The following is a 16,134-nucleotide window of genomic DNA, read 5'->3' as shown; positions in this document are numbered from 1 at the left end:
AAAATTGTCGCCACTATACGGAAAGCGTAATACTTCGTCGACTGGGCGAAGAGTAAAGAATCAGAAAATTTTAAGATTTGCTGGCGAGCCCACGTAAGCCCCGTGAGCCGCCAGGCAGGATTTAAATTGAAAACAAAATGTTACTTGTAAAGCTAACGTAACACCCTGAATTCTCCCTTATGCCGAGGGCTTATTTTGCGGCTCATCGGCGATGTCACCGGTATGCCGTCCCTCTTCCGTTCCTTGCCAGCCGTGACGCTGAACCAGCGATAAATGATTGCGGTCTTCGTTGATAATGCCGGTCAGCATATCGCTGGTGCGCTTGAATACCGCCACCCGGGAAGCCGCGTCGTTTTCCGCCATCGCCACCATCTCTTCCACCATTTGCAGATTGAAACGGCGGAACAGATCGGCCCGTTCGCGGGCCTCGTAGGCGCCCAGGCCCAGCGCCTCCAGCGTCATGCGTCCGGACTTCAGCGCCGCTTCGAAGGTTTCACGCTCCGGCGCTTCGACCCCGGCCTGGCGCAGCTTGATGTAATGATCGACATCGCGGGCGCGGGAGATGATCTGCAGATGCGGGAAATGCTCTTTTGCCAGCTCCGCCAGCTGCAGGTTCGTCTGCGGATCGTCGATGGCGTTAATCAGCACTTCCGCCTTTTCCGCCCCCGCCGACTCCAGCAGGTCCACCCGCGTCGCATCGCCGTAGAACACCTTCATATCAAATTTACGCAGGGTGTCGACGTGGTCAGGATCGTGATCGAGAATGACCATCTTCACCCCGCTGGAGAGCAGTACGCGGCCGGCGATCTGCCCGTAACGGCCAAAGCCGGCGATAATCACCCGCGGCTGCTCTTCGTCAATTTCATCGGCTTCGCGCTCCTGCCCGCTGGCGGATTTCTCCAGGCGGGTCAGCAGCACCAGCAGGATTGGCGTGGCCGCCATTGATAGCGCCACCGCGAGGGTCAGCGCCTTCGCCCATTCGCCGTCCAGGACATCGGCCATCTGCGCCGCGCCGAAGACCACAAAGGCGAATTCGCTCCCCTGCCCCAGCAGCACCGCAAACCAGCGGCGCTGGGCGCGCGGAACGCCTAACGGCCGGGCGATCAGCCACAGCATCAGGGATTTAATCACCAGGAATCCCACCAGCAGAATCAGGATCCGCAGCGGATGCGTCACCAGGGTACCGAAGTCGATAGACATCCCGACGCCGATAAAAAACAGCCCCAGCAGCAGGCCCTTAAACGGTTCAATATCGCTCTCCAGGGCGTGGCGGTACTCCGAGCTCGCCAGCAGCACGCCGGCGAGGAAGGCCCCCATCGCCATCGACAGCCCGACCTCTTCCAGCAGCAGCCCGAAGCCAAACACCAGGAACAGCGCCACGGCGCTGAAGACTTCACGCAGGCCGGAGCGCGCGACAAAACGCAGCATCGGCCGGGTCAGATAGCGTCCGAGCGCCACCACCAGCGCCAGCGCGCCCGCCACTTTCAGGGCCGAGAGCGCAAACGCGCCCAGCGTCGTCGAGCCGCCGCTCGCCGCCAGCAGCGGGATCATCGCCACCAGAGGAATGGCCGCGATATCCTGGAACAGCAGCACCGCAAAGGCGCTGCGGCCCAGCTGGGTAACCGTCAGGTTACGTTCGTTCATCGCCTGCATAGCGATCGCCGTTGAGGAGAGCGCCAGGGTCATACCAATCAGCTCGGCAACCTGCCAGCGCAGACCCAGCGACATGCAGAACAGGCCAATCAGCACGCCGCAGACGACCATCTGCAGCGCCCCGCCGCCGAACACCGAGGCGCGCAGTTTCCACAGCCGCTGGGGATCGAGCTCAAGACCGATAACGAAAAGCATCAGCACCACGCCGATTTCCGCAAAGTGCAGAATCGACTCGGCATCGGTGACCAGCCGCAGCCCCCACGGGCCAATAATACAGCCGGCAATTAAGTAGCCGAGCACCGACCCCAGTCCAAGGCGTACGGCAATCGGCACGATCAGCGCGGCGGATCCTAAATAGATCAGCGCCTGTATCAGCGTATGGCTATCCATTATTGTGCGCCTCCTGCCATTCGATTAAACGTTGACGGTAGTGGCGCGCCTGCGCCTGAAGGGTTTCGTCATCGCAGATAAAAGTGCAATGCATCGCGAACGGCGGCAGCCATTTCATGCCGCAATACAGCGCGGTCGCCTGCAGCGGCTGCGCCAGGACGTCGAAACCGGGAAAGGAACCAATATCAAAGTGGCTTTCGCCGCCGCCGGTGGTCACCGCCCACATCAGCGATTTACCGCGCAGCGCGATACCGTTGTGCCCGTATGCCCAGCCGTGCGCCAGCACTTTGTCCATCCACAGCTTGAGCAGCGGCGGCACGCTGTACCACTGCATCGGATGCTGCCAGATGACCAGATCGGCACGGGCCAGCGCCGCCTGCTCGGCAGCGATATCGATATTGAAATCGGGGTAAAGTTGATAGAGAGAGCGTATCTCGACGCCGTCAAGCGTCCCTGCCTGCTCAAGCATCCGCTTATTCGCATGCGAGTGCTGCGGATAAGGGTGCGCATAAATTATGAGGATCATTGATTAGCCTGCGTTAGCTCTTGTTGTAATCAGCAAGAGTGTAGACAGTTAATCGAACCGCTTACAGTGATAAGTGTGATTTATCTCTCGTTCAGGGCGAGGATCGGTCAGGCAGGCGTGACCCCGCGGTACGGGGCCGTGGATAATGCTTAGTTATCCAGTTCGTCCATGGACTTAACCTGATCGCGATTGATCTGCTCGGTGCGGCCGGTTTCCGCGTTTTTGTAGGACACCAGGCCGGTATCGTCATCCACCTGCGGTTTGCCATCGGTGACAATGGTTTTTCCGTCGGTCGTTTTTAGCGACTGATTAGATGAACAGCCGGCCACGGTGAACAGTGCGGCAGCGGCGAAGATAGCAGCGGTGAGGGGTTTATATTGCATCGTGTTTCTCTCCCGTTATTAAGAGCCTATCCCATTAGGACTATTTCACTTGCCATTTTGGACCTGGGCAGTGCTCGAAATCCTCACGTACTACGTGTACGCTCCGGTTTCTCCGCGCTGTCCGTATCCAAACTGGCTGCGCCAATAACGCCTACTGGGATAGGCTCTAAGTCATATTCATTATCACCCTAACCACTTTAGGCTAGCTGACTGTCCGGCGAGAGAAAACCAGAACTCTCCTAAGTGGCCTGTTAACGCCGATCCCCCTTTTTTTGTTCGACGTTCAGCGCCGCAGGGAGCGTCACTTTATTCCGCCCAGGCTTATCGTCACGCAAAAAAAAGCGCCTCCGGCGTTGGCCACCGGAGGCGCTTTTACTGGCAGATAATATTACTTTTTAATCTGCGCGTGCATTTCCTGCACCGAGGTCACTTTTTCCATCGCGTTGGCATTCAGCGCCATTGCGGTCGCGAAACCGCCGTTCAGCGTGGTGTCGTAGTGCACTTTGTACTGCAGGGCGCTGCGGCGAATCAGCTTGGAGTCTTCAATCGCCTGGCGGCCCGCGGTGGTGTTGATGATGTAGGTGTATTCACCATTCTTGATGCGGTCCTGAATGTGCGGACGGCCTTCATGCACCTTGTTCACCAGACGCGGGTTGATGCCGGCTTCGCCCAGCACAATCGCGGTACCGTGGGTCGCATCCAGCTCGAAACCAAACTTCAGCAGTTTTGCCGCCAGATCCACCACGCGCTCTTTGTCGCCTTCGCGAACGGAGAGCAGCGCGCGTCCCTGTTTCTTCATCGTCGAGTTGCTGCCCAGCTGCGCCTTGGCGAACGCTTCCGCGAAGGTGCGTCCTACGCCCATGACTTCACCGGTAGAGCGCATTTCTGGCCCTAACAGCGGGTCGACGCCCGGGAATTTGTTAAACGGCAGCACCACCTCTTTCACCGAATAGTACGGTGGGATGATCTCTTTCGTGACGCCCTGCTGAGCCAGCGTTTTGCCCGCCATCACGCGCGCCGCGACTTTTGCCAGCGGTACGCCGGTGGCTTTCGAGACGAACGGGACGGTACGCGCCGCGCGCGGGTTGACTTCAATCAGGTAGACTTCGTTGTTTTTGACCGCAAACTGCACGTTCATCAGGCCGCGCACCTGCAGCTCAAAGGCCAGCTTCTGCACCTGCTCGCGCATCACGTCCTGAATTTCCTGGCTCAGGGTGTAGGCCGGCAGCGAACACGCGGAGTCGCCGGAGTGCACGCCCGCCTGCTCGATATGCTCCATGATGCCGCCAATCAGCACCATTTCGCCGTCGCAGATCGCATCGACGTCGACTTCAACCGCATCGTCAAGGAAGCGGTCCAGCAGCACCGGCGCATCGTTAGAGACGCTGACGGCGGTCTGGAAGTAGCGACGCAGGTCGATTTCGTCGTAGACGATTTCCATCGCGCGGCCGCCGAGAACGTAGGACGGACGCACCACCAGCGGGTAGCCAATCTCTTTCGCCTTTTCGACCGCCATTTCGATCGCGGTCACGGTGGCGTTCGCCGGCTGCTTCAGCTTCAGGCGGTCAACCGCGTGCTGGAAGCGCTCGCGGTCTTCCGCACGGTCGATAGCATCCGGGCTGGTGCCGATAACCGGCACGCCTGCCGCTTCCAGCGCGCGCGCCAGCTTCAGCGGCGTCTGGCCGCCGTACTGCACGATAACGCCTTTCGGCTTCTCAATGCGCACGATTTCCAGCACGTCTTCCAGCGTCACCGGCTCAAAATAGAGGCGGTCGGAGGTGTCGTAGTCGGTAGAGACGGTTTCCGGGTTACAGTTGACCATAATGGTCTCGTAGCCGTCTTCGCGCAGCGCCAGGGAGGCATGGACGCAGCAGTAGTCGAACTCTATGCCCTGGCCGATACGGTTCGGGCCACCGCCGAGCACCATGATTTTGTCGCGGTCAACGGACGGGTTGGCTTCGCACTCGTCTTCATAAGTGGAGTACATGTAGGCGGTGTCGGTAGCGAATTCCGCCGCGCAGGTATCCACGCGCTTGTAGACCGGGTGCAGGTCATACTGGTCGCGCAGCTTGCGGATTTCCGCTTCGCGCACGCCAGCCAGCTTCGCCAGACGCGCATCGGCAAAGCCTTTACGCTTGAGCTGACGCAGGAAGTCGGCGTCGAGGCCGGTAATACCGACTTCAGCCACTTTCTCTTCCAGACGCACCAGCTCTTCAATCTGCACCAGGAACCAGCGGTCGATATTGGTCAGGTTGAACACGCCATCAACGGAGAGGCCCGCGCGGAAAGCGTCAGCGATGTACCAGATACGCTCAGCGCCCGCGTCTTTCAGCTCGCGGCGAATCTTGGTCAACGCTTCCGGGTCATCGAGGCTCACTTTCGGGTCGAAACCGGTAGCGCCCACTTCCAGGCCGCGCAGCGCTTTCTGCAGGGACTCCTGCTGGGTACGGCCAATCGCCATCACTTCGCCCACCGACTTCATCTGGGTGGTCAGACGGTCGTTCGCGCCGACGAATTTTTCAAAGTTGAAGCGTGGGATTTTGGTCACGACGTAGTCGATGGACGGCTCAAACGACGCCGGGGTGCGGCCGCCGGTGATATCGTTCATCAGCTCATCAAGGGTGTAACCAACCGCCAGCTTCGCCGCCACTTTAGCGATCGGGAAGCCGGTGGCTTTCGAGGCCAGCGCCGAGGAGCGGGAGACGCGCGGGTTCATTTCGATAACGATCAGGCGACCATCTTTCGGGTTCACCGAGAACTGAACGTTGGAACCGCCGGTCTCTACGCCGATTTCACGCAGTACCGCCATCGAGGCGTTACGCATGATTTGGTACTCTTTGTCGGTCAGGGTCTGCGCCGGCGCCACGGTGATGGAGTCGCCGGTGTGGATGCCCATCGCGTCGAAGTTTTCGATGGAGCAGACGATGATGCAGTTGTCGTTTTTATCACGCACCACTTCCATCTCGTACTCTTTCCAGCCGATCAGCGATTCATCAATCAGCAGCTCGTTGGTCGGGGAGAGATCCAGACCGCGTTCGCAGATCTCTTCGAACTCTTCGCGGTTGTAGGCGATACCGCCGCCGGTGCCGCCCATCGTAAAGGACGGACGGATGATGCACGGGAAGCCAACTTCAGCGGCAACCGCCAGCGCTTCTTCCATGGTATGCGCGATACCGGAACGCGCGGTATCGAGACCGATTTTCTTCATCGCCACGTCGAAACGGCGGCGGTCTTCGGCTTTATCAATCGCGTCGGCGGTCGCGCCAATCATGGTCACGCCGAACTCTTCAAGCACGCCCTGACGCTCCAGCTCCAGCGCGCAGTTCAGCGCCGTCTGGCCGCCCATGGTCGGCAGAACCGCATCCGGACGCTCTTTCTCAATGATCTTGCGCACCACTTCCCAGTGAATCGGCTCGATGTAGGTTGCATCAGCCATTTCCGGGTCGGTCATGATAGTGGCCGGGTTAGAGTTCACCAGAATAACGCGGTAGCCCTCTTCGCGCAGCGCTTTACACGCCTGGGCGCCGGAGTAGTCAAACTCGCACGCCTGACCGATAACAATCGGGCCCGCGCCCAGAATCAGGATGCTTTTTATATCTGTACGTTTTGGCATGGCTCTCTTAACTCCTGATTATTTCGCGGACTGACGGTACTGCTCAATTAATTCGATAAAATGGTCGAACAGCGGTGCGGCATCGTGCGGGCCGGGGCTCGCCTCCGGATGTCCCTGGAAGCTGAACGCCGGTTTATCGGTACGGTGAATCCCCTGCAGGGTGCCGTCGAACAGCGACTTGTGGGTCACGCGCAGGTGGGCGGGCATAGACGCCTCATCCACCGCAAAGCCGTGGTTCTGCGCGGTGATCATCACCACGTTGTTATCAATATCTTTTACCGGATGGTTGCCGCCGTGGTGGCCGAACTTCATCTTCACGGTCTTCGCGCCGCTCGCCAGAGCCAGCAGCTGGTGGCCGAGGCAGATACCGAATACCGGAATATCGGTCTCCAGGAACTTCTCAATCGCTGCGATAGCGTAGTCGCAGGGCGCCGGGTCGCCGGGACCGTTGGACAGGAAGATACCGTCCGGATTCATCTTCAGCACCTCTTCAGCGGAGGTCTTTGCCGGCACCACCGTCAGACGGCAGCCGCGATCGACCAGCATGCGCAGGATGTTGCGCTTGGCGCCGAAATCGTAGGCCACCACGTGGAACGGCAGCTCGCTTTCCGCTTTAGCTTCCGGCAGGTCGCCCGCCAGCGTCCAGCTCCCCTGCGTCCAGCTGTAGGTTTCTGCGGTGGTCACTTCCTTCGCCAGATCCATGCCGTTGAGGCCCGGGAACGCTTTCGCTTTTTCCAGCGCCAGCTGCGCATCCGGGCTATCGCCGGCGATGATGCAGCCGTTCTGCGCGCCTTTTTCGCGCAGCATGCGGGTCAGCTTACGGGTATCGATATCGGCAATCGCCACGATATTGTGGCGCTTCAGATAAGAAGAGAGGTCTTCGGTATTGCGGAAGTTGCTGGCAATCAGCGGCAGATCGCGAATGACCAGACCCTGCGCATGTACCTGAGAAGATTCTTCATCGGCGGCATTGGTGCCGACGTTGCCGATATGGGGATAAGTTAGAGTGACGATTTGGCGGGAATAGGAAGGATCAGTGAGGATTTCTTGATAACCGGTCATTGAAGTATTGAAAACGACTTCCCCAACCGCCGTGCCGGTAGCCCCAATGGCCCGACCGTGAAACTGGGTTCCGTCTTCCAGAACCAATAGCGCTGACTTAATCAAAACACCCTCCAGAGAATATCCACTCACTTTATTTGCATATTAATTCATAATGTAGATCTGAATCAATGCAAATCTGTTGCCCGCAGAATTTTGGCAAACGGCGGCATTCTGGAGAGATGGCGGGTAAAAGTCAACTTAAAGCGGATATTTTTAATCTTGTTTCAGGCCACTATTCAGTAATACCTGCCTTAACGGGCAAAAAGATCACCTAACTCGCCCGGGAAAACGCTTGCGGAGGAGGATGTTTGTAAAATCGCCGGGTAGGGATGGAAAAAGTAGACCATATGGTCAAAATTTACAATAAAACAACAAAAACAATGCGGATAAGATAGTATTTTTCAGGCTTGGCGATAAAAAAATGGTTAAACACCAAAAATAAAAAAGGGCAATAAAACATTGCCCCTTGCAATCAATTACTTATTGAAAGCAATAACCACATCACGATGGGTAATAATCGTTATAAAGAGTTCAATTCAAGCACATCACGCATATCAAAAAGACCGTTTTTCTTGCCTTTTAGCCATAATGCAGAACGAACGGCACCATTTGCAAAAGTCATCCGGCTGGAAGCCTTATGGCTGATCTCAATACGTTCGCCGATATCCGCAAACATCGCCGTATGTTCGCCGACGATATCCCCGGCGCGCACGGTCGCAAAGCCGATGGTGCCGGGAACGCGTTCGCCGGTATAGCCTTCGCGACTGTAGACCGCACACGCTTTCAGATCTTTATCCAGCGCTCCGGCAATCGCCTCGCCCATCGCCAGCGCCGTACCCGATGGCGCATCCACTTTGTGACGATGATGCGCTTCGATAATCTCAATATCGGTATAGTCGCCCATCACCTTCGCCGCTTTTTCCAGCAGCTTAAGCATCACGTTGACGCCGACGCTGAAGTTGGCGGCAAACACGATGGCGATCTCCTGCGAAGCGTCGCGAATCGCCTGCTTCCCGGCGTCGTCAAACCCGGTGGTACCGATAACCATGCCTTTGCCGTGTTGACGGCAAAACGCAAGATGGGCCAGCGTGCCTTCCGGGCGGGTAAAATCGATGAAAACGTCAAAATCGTCTTTTACCGCCTCAAGGCTGCTTTGCACCACCACCCCTGACCTGCCCACGCCCGCCAGTTCGCCCGCATCGCTGCCGAGCAGCGAGGAACCTTCGCGCTCCAGCGCCGCGCCAAGCGCCGCGCCGTCCATCTGCTGTACCGCCTGAATTAACTGGCGTCCCATCCGGCCGCCCGCGCCCGCGATGGCCACGCGGATTTGTGCATCATGCATAGCTATTCTCTTTTGTTAACACTACGTAAATTGTTTTCAGAGTAACCAGCTCATTGATGGGCCGCTACTCAAAAACACCGATAATTAGAAATTTATGACAAACTGCCGCCGATATCAGTAAAAACTATAAGATTGTGCCGGGAATTTGCCGTGGAGTAGTGAGAAGCGAGGAGCGCGCGCAGTCCGCAACCCCGGTCCGGCCCTGTATGGCCAATCCGGGGAATACGGCGACAGAAAAGCAGCGATTAGTGCAGGAACAGCTCGCCGGCCGGGAAACCGGACAGGAACCAGGTGACCGCCAGCAGGTCGGCGCTACCGCCCGGGCTAAGGTGGCGAATAATCAACTCATCATCCAGCCGGCGCAGCGCCTCCAGCCCGCCATCGGTCAGCACTCCGCCTTCCCACAGCAGCTTTTGCGCCTGCTGCTGCACAAAATTGAGCCCTTCCAGCCCGCCGCGCGACACCAGATTGGTATCGTCATTCCAGGCCATCAGGTGCAGTAGAGTCTGCAGTAACGCCAGATTGGTATCGCCGGTGTCCGCCATAACGCGATTGAAGACCGGCATCGCCTGGGTGCGCACGGTGCGAAAGCCGCTCTCCGCTTCGCCTCTGGCGCCGGAGAGCCCGTAGCGCAGGAAATGCCCTTCGCCTTTACTGACCTTCATTCCTTCAGGAGAGGAGAGCTCGCGCCCGACCAGGCCGCGGCAGAAGCGGGCCACCCGATCGCAAACCCGGTGCTGTTCAACCGGCTCCCCTCTGGCCACCAGCCTTCCCGCCGCCGCGCTGAGCAGGCCAAAAGCGAAGATCGCGCCGCGATGGGTATTCACCCCGCCGGTAGCCTCCAGCATATCCGTCTCGCACGCCATGCCCACCGGACGCAGCATCGTCAATACCTGCTCCGGCGTGATATTGGCCGTGTCGTGGCCCATAATGAAAAACTTCTCCATCCATGGCGCGACAGCCGCCGTGCTGGCCTCAAAAGAGGCCAGATCCATATCCCGATGCGCGCCGGCGTTACGAATATCCACCAGGCCCGGTTTCGGCGTCAGGCGGACTTCGGTCAGCAGCGCCCGTTCCACGCGAGAAACCATCTCCTCCGCCGTCACCGTTTGACGGCTCAACGGGCGACGCTGGCTTATCATCACTTCGCTCATGCCTTTCTCCTCAGCGCGTTTAACCGGCGCTTTTAACCTGATGAATGACATCAATCACTGACCCGTCGCGATAGCGCACCACGGCCACCACCCGATCGGTGAAGGCGATCGGGTCAGGCTTGCCGGTCAACAGTTCGGCGCGCTGCTGCAGCTCTTCAATGGTCAGCAGCGGGATACCCGCGTTACGCAGGTTATCAATCAGGTCCTGACGCGCCGGGTTGACGGCGATACCGTGATCGGTGACCAGCACATCCACGCTGGCGCCCGGCGTCACGCAAGTCAGCACCTTCTCCACCACGCACGGAATGCGCCCACGCACCAGCGGCGCGGTGATAATGGTTAAATCCGCGCCCGCCGCCGTATCGCTGTGGCCGCCGGACGCGCCGCGCAGCACGCCGTTGGAGCCGGTCATCACGTTAACGTTGAATCCGGTATCGATCTCCAGCGCGCTCAGCATCACCACGTTCAGGCGTTCGCAGGAGACGCCTTTCGAACCGGGATTGGCGTACTGATTAGCGGAAATTTCAATATGGTTAGGGTTATTGGCCAGCGAACGCGCGGCATCGCCGTCAAAAGACTGGGTATCCAGCAGCGCTTTGATCAGCCCCTTTTCGTGCAGATCGACCATCGTGCCGGTGATCCCGCCCAGACCAAAGCTGGCGGTAATGTTGTTACGACGCATCTTATCTTCGAGGAAACGGGTCACCGCCAGCGATGCGCCGCCGGTCCCCGTCTGCAAAGAGAAACCGTCTTTGAAATAGCCAGAGTGTTCGATCACCTTCGCCGCCTGGCGGGCGATCAGCAATTCGCGCGGGTTGCTGGTCAAACGGATCGCCCCGGCGGTGATTTTCGCCGGATCGCCGACCTCATCGACCTGCACGATCAGATCCACCCGATCCTGGGCGATGCTGGCCGGATAGTTTGGATAATCTACCCACTCTTCGGTGAGCAGCACCACGCATCCGGCGGCCTCGGCATCCACTCTGGCGTAGCCCAGCGATCCGCAGCGGGATTTACCGCTAAAGCCGTTGGCGTTGCCATATTCATCGCAGCACGGCACGCCGAGGAACGCCACATCAATGCGTAGCTCACCGGTTTGCACTAAATGCGCCCGGCCGCCGTGAGAGTGGATTTGTACCGGGTTTTCCATCAGGCCGGCGGAGATCGCTTCCCCCAGCTTACCGCGCAGACCCGAGGTGTAAATCTGCCGGATCACGCCATTCTTAATATGCTCAATCAGCGGCCAGTGGGCATCGATAAGCGAGCTTGAAGCCAGCGTCAGATCGCGAAAACCCATTTCAGCCAGCTTCGCCACCACCATATTGACCACCTTGTCGCCGCCGCGGAAGGCGTGGTGAAAAGAGATGGTCATGCCGTTTTGCAGCCCGGAACGGCGAATCGCCTCCTCCAGCGAGGCGCAGATTTTACGCTGCCGCTTTTCGCTTTCGCTGGCCAGCCACGGGCTCTGCGCCGTCACGCCCGCATAGGGCGCTAATCCTTCCGGCATCACGTACTGCTGATTAAGCATTGCTACGGTCTCTTTCATTATTTCCTCCTTAATCACGAATGCCGGAAGCCGACAGCGCCACGACTTTGCGCGCATGATCGATAATCGGTCCATCTATCATCTTGCCGTTCAGCGATACCACGCCCAGACCGCGCGCTTCCGCCTCTTCCGCCGCCGCGATCACCTCCCGCGCATGTTCAACGTCTTTCAGCGTGGGGGCATAAACCTGGTGCAGCAGCTCAATCTGGCGCGGGTTGACCAGCGATTTACCGTTAAAGCCGAGATTCTTCGCCAGATTCGCTTCCGCGAGGAAACCCTCTTCATTGTTAATATCCGACCACACCACGTCGTACGCCGCGATGCCGGCGACGCGCGCCGCGTGCAGCACCGCGCAGCGGGCGTAAAACAGCTCGGTGCCGTCACCGCGGCTGGTGCCCATATCCATAACGTAATCGAAGGCCGCCAGCGCGATGGCCGACAGGCGCGGGCTGGCGCGAGCGATCTCAACCGCGTTCACTACGCCCAGCGCCGACTCTATCGCCGCCATTAATTTCGTGCTGCCCACTTCCCGGCCGCATTCGCGCTCAATCCGCTCGACCTGCGCTTCCAGCTCATGGATATCTTCTTTGCTATCGGTTTTCGGCAGGCGCACCATATCGACGCCCGCGCGCACCACCGCCTCAAGGTCGGCGAGACCAAACGGCGTGCTGAGCGGATTAATGCGCACCACGGTTTCCACGTCCCGGTAGAGCGGATGCTGTAGCGCATGATGCACCAGCAGGCGGGCGGTATCTTTTTCACGGAGCGAGACGGCATCTTCGAGATCGAACATCACCGCGTCAGCGCCGTAAACAAATGAGGTGCTTAACATCGCGGCGTTGGCGCCGGGGATAAACAGCATACTGCGACGAGGTTTCATAGCTGACTCCAGTGCGGTTGAGATTGTTGCGCCGCGCGCAGCGCCGCGGCCTGAACGCGAGCCTTCAGTACGCATTCGAGCGCGCCTTTATCATCGACGACGACGTTCGCCCGGGTAACGCCAAGCTGCGTCAGCGTCTCTCTGACCACCCGCTCAATCGCCGCGCCAAACTGCTGCTTCACAATGCTGTCGATTTCAAGCTGAATACCTGGCTCATTCGCAGGCCCGATCCTGACCATCACATCGCTGGATTCCAGCGTGCCGGCCAGGGCGTCAATCATCATTTCCATAGAGGCTGATCCTTAGTTATGGAGGTAAATCAGGCGGTTTGGTGTTCGCTTTCCGCCAGATGCATCAGAAAAGAGAGGGTTCCCGGCGGCACCAGCGGCGCAATCGACGACCACTGGCGCTGCTGATACAGCCTGCGCACCCGGGAAGCGGAAATGGGCGCGCCCTCTTTCTCAACCCGCGCCAGCTCAACCACCTGAATCGCCGGCGCGTCGCCGGGCGCTTCCAGCAGCTGGCGCATGCGCTGGTTGTAGCGACGGGTTAATTCACACAGCGGTTCGCTGCCGACAAAGCGGTGGGTCACGCCCAGCGCCGGGGCTAAACGTTCGCGAAAGAGCTGCAGATCGATCTGGCTGTGGCAATCGTCAACCACGCCTTTGTCTTTCAGGAAGTAGCCGGGAAAAGTGGCGCGCGAGATCAGATAGGCCGACCCCGGATGCAGGGTCACGTTGGCGATCCCGGCGATCCCCTTTTCAATCAGCGCCACGCGATCGCGGTAGCGGAAAAACGAAGCATCCTCCTTCACCACGAACAGATGCAGCCAGTCGCAGCGTTGAGCCGCCTGCTCCACCAGCCAACGATGCCCCAGGGTAAAGGGATTGGCGTTCATCACGATGGCGCCGATTTTTTCGCCGGGCTGACGATACATCGTAAGCTGGCGGCAATAGCGGGCCAGACGTTCGCGGCTATTTTCCATTAACACGGCCTGCTCCCCCGCGCGGGCGATAGGCCAGAACCCGGCGCAGGAGAAGAGCTCCGCGTTATAGGGTTTAGTGAACAGAAACAGCTCGCTGCGGCCCAGCTCATACGCCAGGGTCATCAGTTCAGTCAGCAGCTTCAGGCTGAGCCCTTCCCCCTGCAGCGACGGGTCGACGGCAATACACTTCAGAACGCATCCGGCAATGGCGCCGCAGCCGACAATGCGCCGCTGGTACTCGACGATAATCGCCCATTCGCAGTCCGCCTCCAGCGAGAGCTGGTGCTGATGAAGAAAGAGGTCAACGGCCTCTCGCCGCCGGGGGTCGAGCTGTACCGCGACGCGTTTTACTATCAGATTCATTTTTTTCGCGCTTCATTGACCAAAACGAGCTGTATTTCGCCATCGTTCCCGCAGCGGTTCTTTTATTTCAATCACATTTTTCCGCGTACCTTAATTGGCTTTATGGTTTTTATGTTGTTAATTAATTCAGAAGAATAAAAACAATTAAATTAATTAAAAACACGACTAATCAGTGAAGATAATCACATATCGCTGGGGAACATATTTATTATTATGCCGCCGTCCTATTATTGTTTTTTCTAACGGCATTAATACACAAAATCATTCAAGTTGCATCGAGGCGGTAACTGAATGAATCCCCAGGAGCTTACGCATAGTAAGTGACTGGGGTGAGTGAAGGCTGCCAACAAAGAGGCAGCTTGAAGGATGATGTGTATATTCCTTTTTTTAACAGGGTGACGTCATATGACTAATATGAGCCAGGCTCCATCTGCGGAGAAAAAAGGGGTTAGCGATATTCTGGGGTTTAAAATCTTCGGCATGCCGCTACCGCTTTACGCCTTTGCGTTAATCACTTTACTACTTTCACACTTTTATAATGCCCTGCCGACCGACATTGTTGGTGGCTTCGCGATCATGTTTATTATTGGCGCCGTTTTTGGCGAAATTGGCAAACGCCTGCCAATCTTCAATAAATATATTGGCGGCGCGCCGGTGATGATCTTCCTCGTGGCCGCCTATTTCGTTTACGCCGGCATATTCACCCAGAAAGAAATTGATGCAATCACTAATGTGATGGATAAAAGTAACTTCCTGAACTTATTCATCGCAGTATTGATTACCGGCGCAATCCTCTCGGTTAACCGTAAGCTGCTGCTGAAATCGCTGCTGGGTTATATTCCGACGATCCTTATGGGGATCCTCGGCGCATCCATCTTCGGGATTATCATTGGCCTGTGCTTCGGTATCTCCATCGACCGCATCATGATGCTGTACGTCCTGCCGATTATGGGCGGCGGCAACGGCGCAGGCGCGGTGCCGCTGTCTGAAATTTATCACTCCGTCACCGGCCGTTCGCGTGAAGAGTACTACTCCACCGCGATTGCTATCCTGACCATCGCCAACATCTTTGCCATCGTCTTTGCTGCACTCCTCGATATTATCGGTAAAAAACACACCTGGCTGAGCGGTGAAGGCGAACTGGTGCGTAAAGCCTCCTTTAAAGTCGACGACGATGAAAAAGCGGGCCAGATTACCCATCGCGAAACCGCCGTCGGCCTGGTGCTCGCCACCACCTGTTTCCTGCTGGCCTACGTTATTGCCAAGAAAATTTTGCCAAGCATTGGCGGCGTCTCTATCCACTATTTCGCCTGGATGGTGCTGATCGTCGCGGCGCTGAACGCTTCCGGCCTCTGCTCGCCTGAGATTAAAGCTGGCGCTAAACGCCTGTCTGACTTCTTCTCTAAGCAACTGCTGTGGGTACTGATGGTCGGCGTCGGCGTGTGCTACACCGACCTGCAGGAAATTATCGACGCGATTACCTTTGCGAACGTCATCATCGCGGCGGTGATCGTGGTGGGTGCGGTCATCGGCGCGGCCATCGGCGGCTGGATGATTGGCTTCTTCCCGATTGAATCCGCGATCACCGCCGGTCTGTGCATGGCTAACCGCGGCGGCTCGGGCGACCTGGAAGTACTCTCTGCCTGTAACCGTATGAATCTTATCTCTTATGCGCAAATCTCCTCCCGTCTGGGCGGCGGTATTGTGCTGGTCATTGCCAGCATCGTGTTCGGCATGATGATGTAACCAACACGCACGATGGCGATGTTTGAGCGTCAACCACAGCGGTGCTATTTAGGGTCCAGAGCCGGGGGCGGCTTCGGGAAATCCACCCTACTCCTTAGCCGGAAGCACCGGTTGGTTAGCCTTCAGGCACGCCATCGTGCCCTTACTTTTGGATCTTTTCATGAGTGATGCAGTTCTGCTGGGTGAAGGCTTCACCCTGATGTGCCTCGGCATGGGCTTTGTGCTGTCGTTTCTGTTCCTGCTGATTTTCGCCATCCGCAGCATGTCCGCCGCCGTCAACCGCTTCTTCCCGGAACCGGCTCCCGCGCTGAAGGCCACATCTGCCGCCGCGCCCGCTGACGACTTCGCCCGCTTAAAGCCGGTAATTGTCGCCGCTATTCACCACCATCGCCGCCTTAACCCTTAATTCACGGAGGAATCCATGACCGTTGCCATTACCGATGTCGTCC

The 16,134-nt window shown here is 57.8% G+C and carries 13 protein-coding genes; 2 read left to right on the top strand and 11 right to left on the bottom strand.

Going from position 1 to position 16,134, the window contains the following annotated elements; translation table 11 throughout:
* Positions 1 to 177 precede the first annotated feature (177 nt).
* The 11 genes from kefC to citC all read right to left on the bottom strand — a co-directional run bounded on the left by kefC (position 178) and on the right by citC (position 13,939).
* A complete protein-coding gene (gene kefC, locus SIK97_RS02095) occupies positions 178 to 2,043 on the bottom strand; it encodes a glutathione-regulated potassium-efflux system protein KefC (RefSeq protein ID WP_014227889.1) in 1,866 nt (621 codons plus the stop codon).
* Positions 2,036 to 2,569 (bottom strand): glutathione-regulated potassium-efflux system oxidoreductase KefF, encoded by a 534-nt coding sequence (gene kefF / locus SIK97_RS02090; RefSeq protein WP_004098522.1) that lies wholly within the window; start codon positions 2,567 to 2,569, stop codon positions 2,036 to 2,038. The genes kefC and kefF overlap by 8 nt, the downstream gene beginning before the upstream one ends.
* 149 nt (positions 2,570 to 2,718) lie before the next feature.
* Entirely contained in the window at positions 2,719 to 2,952 is a 234-nt protein-coding gene (locus SIK97_RS02085; RefSeq protein ID WP_047724523.1) for a YgdI/YgdR family lipoprotein, read from the bottom strand.
* A gap of 388 nt (positions 2,953 to 3,340) precedes the next feature.
* Entirely contained in the window at positions 3,341 to 6,565 is a 3,225-nt protein-coding gene (gene carB, locus SIK97_RS02080) for a carbamoyl-phosphate synthase large subunit (RefSeq protein WP_014227887.1), read from the bottom strand.
* Between the two features lie 18 nt (positions 6,566 to 6,583).
* Entirely contained in the window at positions 6,584 to 7,732 is a 1,149-nt protein-coding gene (gene carA / locus SIK97_RS02075) for a glutamine-hydrolyzing carbamoyl-phosphate synthase small subunit (protein ID WP_057173152.1), read from the bottom strand.
* 457 nt (positions 7,733 to 8,189) lie between these two features.
* Complete coding sequence (dapB, locus tag SIK97_RS02070; protein WP_032747912.1) at positions 8,190 to 9,011, bottom strand: 4-hydroxy-tetrahydrodipicolinate reductase; 822 nt, start codon at positions 9,009 to 9,011, stop codon at positions 8,190 to 8,192.
* 245 nt (positions 9,012 to 9,256) lie between these two features.
* Complete coding sequence (gene citG / locus SIK97_RS02065) at positions 9,257 to 10,102, bottom strand: triphosphoribosyl-dephospho-CoA synthase CitG (RefSeq protein ID WP_369815508.1); 846 nt, start codon at positions 10,100 to 10,102, stop codon at positions 9,257 to 9,259.
* Positions 10,103 to 10,184: 82 nt separating this feature from the next.
* Positions 10,185 to 11,711, bottom strand: coding sequence for a citrate lyase subunit alpha (citF, locus tag SIK97_RS02060; protein ID WP_025106469.1), 1,527 nt, complete (start codon positions 11,709 to 11,711; stop codon positions 10,185 to 10,187).
* Between the two features lie 10 nt (positions 11,712 to 11,721).
* Positions 11,722 to 12,591: a citrate (pro-3S)-lyase subunit beta gene (gene citE, locus SIK97_RS02055; protein ID WP_025106468.1), complete on the bottom strand. Its 870-nt coding sequence runs from the start codon at positions 12,589 to 12,591 to the stop codon at positions 11,722 to 11,724.
* A complete protein-coding gene (gene citD / locus SIK97_RS02050; RefSeq protein ID WP_014227881.1) occupies positions 12,588 to 12,881 on the bottom strand; it encodes a citrate lyase acyl carrier protein in 294 nt (97 codons plus the stop codon). The genes citE and citD overlap by 4 nt, the downstream gene beginning before the upstream one ends.
* Before the next feature lie 29 nt (positions 12,882 to 12,910).
* Positions 12,911 to 13,939, bottom strand: coding sequence for a [citrate (pro-3S)-lyase] ligase (citC, locus tag SIK97_RS02045; RefSeq protein WP_049080584.1), 1,029 nt, complete (start codon positions 13,937 to 13,939; stop codon positions 12,911 to 12,913).
* 405 nt (positions 13,940 to 14,344) lie between these two features.
* On the opposite strand from citC, the gene citS reads away from it, so the two are divergent.
* Together citS and SIK97_RS02035 are read left to right on the top strand one after the other, a co-directional pair.
* Entirely contained in the window at positions 14,345 to 15,685 is a 1,341-nt protein-coding gene (gene citS, locus SIK97_RS02040; protein WP_048262430.1) for a citrate/sodium symporter CitS, read from the top strand.
* 160 nt (positions 15,686 to 15,845) lie between these two features.
* Positions 15,846 to 16,091: an oxaloacetate decarboxylase subunit gamma gene (locus tag SIK97_RS02035; protein ID WP_047724531.1), complete on the top strand. Its 246-nt coding sequence runs from the start codon at positions 15,846 to 15,848 to the stop codon at positions 16,089 to 16,091.
* Positions 16,092 to 16,134 lie beyond the last annotated feature (43 nt).

Source organism: Klebsiella sp. JN_Kp126 (genome assembly GCF_033843325.1).
Classification (GTDB): Bacteria; Pseudomonadota; Gammaproteobacteria; order Enterobacterales; family Enterobacteriaceae; genus Klebsiella; species Klebsiella michiganensis.
Note: the sequence above shows the minus strand (reverse complement) of the source record. Positions and strands in the feature narration are given on the sequence as shown.